This window comes from Kitasatospora sp. NPDC001660, from assembly GCF_053596725.1.
Genome location: NZ_JBSFGU010000115.1, coordinates 1 through 4,545 on the forward strand (window position 1 = coordinate 1; position 4,545 = coordinate 4,545).

Below are 4,545 nucleotides of genomic sequence, written 5' to 3' on the forward strand. Positions count from 1 at the left end.
CTTCTCCCGTTGTGGGCGCCCCCCGCCCGGCCCCCCCCGGCTCGGGGTGGGGCGGGACCCGCTCCGCGTGTCCGCACCCGGGCTTCGCCCGGGTGGGCCCGGCGCTTCGCTTCCGGGCCGGCACCACTCCGCTTCGCTCCATGGTGCTGGTGGCTGAGCTCTACTCAAGTTGTTGAGCTTGTCTTTGGCTGATCTGGTGTTGGCTGACTGGGTGGAGGGGATGGCCCGATGGGGGGCGTGTACAGATCGGCTCCACTCCGCCAGATTGGTCTAGACCGTTGTACAGGTCAGGGTTTCACTGCCTCGGCGGGGCGGGGTGAGCTACCCTGGCAGGGTGAGCAACGGCCGCTACTGTATCAGTCCTACAGCGTCTGACGATCCCGCCGAAATCTGGGTCCGGATCCATGCGTTTCGGGTATATTGGCCGAAATTTGCGACAGGGACTGGTATTCTGCCGGATAGTTTCTTCAATTGGGCTCGTTTTCCGGTCGGCTAGGTTTCTTCGCCTGGCCCGTCGAATGTATCAGTAGGGCACTGTCAGCATTTCCCGCGTGGTCCCGGGTGTGGACTCGGGAACGGGTGAGGGGAGACACGTCTTCGTGAACGTCGTAAAGCCGGGCCTGATGGCCGCTCAGTCTGCCGCCGGCGTCTCGCTGCGGGGGCACCAGGAGGAGGCTCTGGAGGCCGTCGTGCGGGGTCTGACATCCCGTCCGGGGCAGTCAGCCTTCCCGGGCGGTCTGCGGGTGACGGTGCAGATGGCCACCGGGTCCGGGAAGTCGTACGTGGGGGCCGCGGCCGGGCAGAAGCTCGCGCCGCGGGGCGTGGTCCTGGTGGTCGTGCCGACGCTGGACCTGCTCGTCCAGATGATCGGCTCGTGGCGGGCGGCCGGGCGCTCCGGGCACATGCACGCCATCTGCTCGCTGGTCGACCGTGAGCTGCCGTTCGGCGTGCTGGCGACCACCAGCCCGCTGATGATCGGCAGGTGGCTGTCCAACGCCGCGAAGCACCGCCGGCCGACCACCCTCTTCGCCACCTACACCTCCGTCGGCGCGGTCGCCGACGCCTACGAGTACTGGGCCGAGCGCCAGGGCGAGCTGCTGCCCCCGCTCGGGCTGATGGTCTGCGACGAGGCGCACCGCTCCTCCGGCAGCGTTGAGAAGACCTGGACCGTGGTCCACGACCAGGCCGCCATCCCGGCGGACCGCCGGCTCTACATGACGGCGACCCCTCGGATCTGGGCGCCGCCCAAGCGCCCCGTCAAGGGCCGCGAGGGTGCCCACCAGCCGCTGCCGGAGGAGCTGGCCGTCTCGATGGACGACCAGCGGATCTACGGCCCGCACGTGTACTCCCTGGGCCTCGCGGAGGCCATCGACAGGAAGCTCCTGGCGCCGTTCGAGATCGTGGTCCTGGAGCTGCGCGACCCACTCGGCGACCGGGCCGCGGCCGAGGCGCAGGGCGTGCCGTGGGGACCGGGTGTCGGTGAGGCCGAGGACGGGAGCGAGGACGAGGTGCCGGCCGCACGGATCGCGGCCATCCAGGCCGGGCTGCTCAAGACCGTGGTCGAGCGCGACCTCCGGCGCTGCATCACGTTCCACAGCCGCACGAACGAGGTGCGGTATTTCTCGGAGACGCTGAATCAGACGGTCGAGAAGCTGCACTTCGAGAACCCGCAGAAATACCCGCCCGAGGTCTGGGCACAGTGGCTCTCCGGTGAGCATGAGGTCGACTACCGGAAAGAGCTGATCGGCGACTTCGGGCGCAGCGAGGAGGACGACGGGCTCAGGTACCGGATTTTCAGCAACTGCAAAGTCCTGGGTGAGGGCGTCGACATGCCGAATGCAGATTCGGTTCTTCTGCAGGGCCGGGGCAGCATGGTGGATATCGTCCAGGCCATCGGCCGGGCCTTGCGAATGCAGCCGGGCGAAGAAAAGACGGCCAGCCTGATCGTACCGGTCTTCCTCAAGCCAGGAGAGGAGCCCGGCGACATTCTGGAGTCCGATTCCTACGGGCCCCTGGTCAAGATCCTGACCGCGCTGCGCAGCCACGACGCCAAGGTGGTGGAGGCCCTCGCGGTGCCGCAGAAGTCCGGCAAGCGAACCAAGGGGCGCAGCGCTGAGGCTGCTGTTGGTCCTGGTGAGAGCATGGTTGGTGCGGGTGGCGGGTCGGGGGCGTTCACGCTGCCGGTGCGGTTCCAGACGCCGGTGGACGAGAACGTGCTCGCGCTGTTCATCGCCTCGCGGGTGCTGGTCGGGGAGACGCAGTTGTGGCGTGAGGGGCTCGGTCACGCGCGGCGCTGGTTCGAGGAGACCGGCGGCCTCGACGTTCCCTATTCCACGCTCGTTGGGGAGAACGGGAATTACCCGCTGGGAAAGTGGCTGTCGGACCGGCGAGGGGAGAATGCGAATGGTGAGCTGGCGCCATACCGGGTGGAGATGCTGGACGCGCTCGGCATGATCTGGTCCGTGAGCGACGCGCGGTTCGAGGCCGGCCTGGACTGGGCGCGGGTCTGGGCGAAGGGCCACGGCGGGAGCCTGGCGGCGCCGGCGCGGGCGTCGGTCGGCGGCTACGCGATCGGGACGTGGCTGTCGGAGCTGCGGGCCTCGGCCCAGGTCCCGGCCGGGGAGCAGGGCGCGCTGTCGCCCGAGCGGCGCCGCGCGCTGGAGGAGATCGACCCCTGGTGGTGCCCCGCCTGGCCCGTCACCTGGCAGCGCGCCTACGCGACCGCCCGGATGTGGTGGCTGGACACCGACGGCCGGGTCGACTGGACCACCCTGCCCCAGGACACCGTCTACGAGGGCGAGCAGCTCGGCCGCTGGGTGCAGGCGCAGCGGGCCGTCTGGCCGGACCTGGAGGAGGAGCAGCGGGACCTGCTGTCGGCGATCGGCATCGAGGAAGATCCCGAGCTCGCCGCCGCGCGGGCGGCCGCGGCGGCGAAGCCGAAGGTGTCCCGGGCGGACCGGTTCGCCCAGGGCGTCGCCGCGCTCGCCCAGTTCGTCGAGCGGGAGCGTCATCCCCGGGTGCCCCGCCCGCACAAGGAGCCGGTGGAGGCCGTGGAGGCCGGCCCCGGTGGCGAGGAGCAGGTGGTGGTGTCGCACTTCGCGCTGGGCACCTGGCTCAACAACCAGAAGGCCCGCCGGGCGAAGCTGACCGCAGGCCAGCTCGCGCAGCTCGCCGAGCACGGGGTGGAGTGGGCGTAGCGAGCGGTTTGGTCGGAGGCCCTGAGTGGCGGCCTCCCAGGGGCCTCAGACAGGCACCCTGGCAGGGCGCGCGCCGGGCCCCTGGGGCTGACACCTCTGCCTCGGCTGTCGCGAGGAAGAGGTGTCGCCGGACCGGGCTGGCTTGCCCGCCTGGTCTGACCTGGGGTCTAGCGTTCGTGCGTTGTGATGGGCTGCCATCTCCGGTGCAACTCCCGGTCCCCCTGCAGGTGCCACGGGTGGGACAACCGTTGGACCCCCTGTCCCGGCACCACTGGGTGGCGGTACCGGGATCAGGCGGTGCCTGAGCCGGGTCAGCGTTCCTGGCCTGGTTCCTGTCCTGGGGACCGGTACGCCGGCGAGGACGTCGCCGGGGCCTGGCTGGCGCGGGCCGCCGCGTGAGCCGCGTCCGACGGCTTCGTTGCGCCGTTCCTGCGAGGTCATCGCCTCACGGGTCGCCTGTTTCGGCACCCCCTTGACCAGCACTCTCACACCCCTACTGTCCGTGCCGCGAACGCACCCCGGCCCGGCCCGGGACAGTGCCGGCTTTCCTCCGGAAGGCCGGGCCGGACCGGGAAGCGTAAGGGGCGTCGCCCGCCCAGCTCCTCCCAACGGGCCAGAGCATCGTCGACTTCCCTCTGGGCACCGGTCCGGCGTTCCTGCCGGGCAGACACCGTGGTGCCCGTTCACCTTCACCGGATCTGGCAAGCCATCCGGCCGCCGGCCCCTTGAACGGGAGTCACACTGTTGTTCATGCAGCCTTCTCCAGCATCCGTTCGACGTCGGAGATCCTGACCAGCTCGGGGCATTCCTTCCGTGCCCGGGCGAGCGCCTTGCGCGCCTCGTCCGGGCGCCCCGCCGCGATGAGCGCGGCGGCGAGCGAGCACCCGGCCTGGGCCCGCCAGTACGCGGAGCCGACGGCTGTCGAGAGGGGGCGGGCCACGCGCACGGCGGTGTCGGGGTCGTTCTGGAACCGGGCGACGTCGGCGGTCGGGAGGAAGCCGCGGTACAGCGTCCGGTCATTGATGCCCAGCCGGACCAGGAACGGGTCCAGCAGTGCGCCGGCGCGCTCGTGGGAGACCTCGCCGCGGTCGGCGCGGCCGACGAACGCCATGCCGACGATGAGGTACGGCACGTGGGACGGGCAGCCGTGCTCCATGGCCTCGGCAGCGAGCAGTTCGGCCTTCTCGTAGCGGCCTTCGGCGAGTGCCAGGCCGGCCGGGGTGAGGTGGGCCGTCGCGGATTCGGCCGAGGCATCGTCCCGGAGCAGGGCGGCGGCCTCGGAGATCCGGCCCGCGGCGAGCAGACGTTCGGCCTGGATGAAGCCCGGTGCCCAGAACTGGTGCGCCAG

At 70.7% G+C, this 4,545-nt stretch carries 2 protein-coding genes; one reads left to right on the plus strand and one right to left on the minus strand.

Features of this window, described 5'->3' with window-relative positions; translation table 11 throughout:
* The first annotated feature begins 599 nt into the window (after positions 1-599).
* Positions 600-3,197, plus strand: coding sequence for a Helicase associated domain protein (locus ACWCXH_RS39625; RefSeq protein WP_449806372.1), 2,598 nt, complete (start codon positions 600-602; stop codon positions 3,195-3,197).
* A gap of 748 nt (positions 3,198-3,945) precedes the next feature.
* Here ACWCXH_RS39625 and ACWCXH_RS39630 read toward each other — a convergent pair.
* The coding region (locus tag ACWCXH_RS39630; protein ID WP_449806373.1) for a tetratricopeptide repeat protein at positions 3,946-4,545 on the minus strand (600 nt) is incomplete at its 5' end.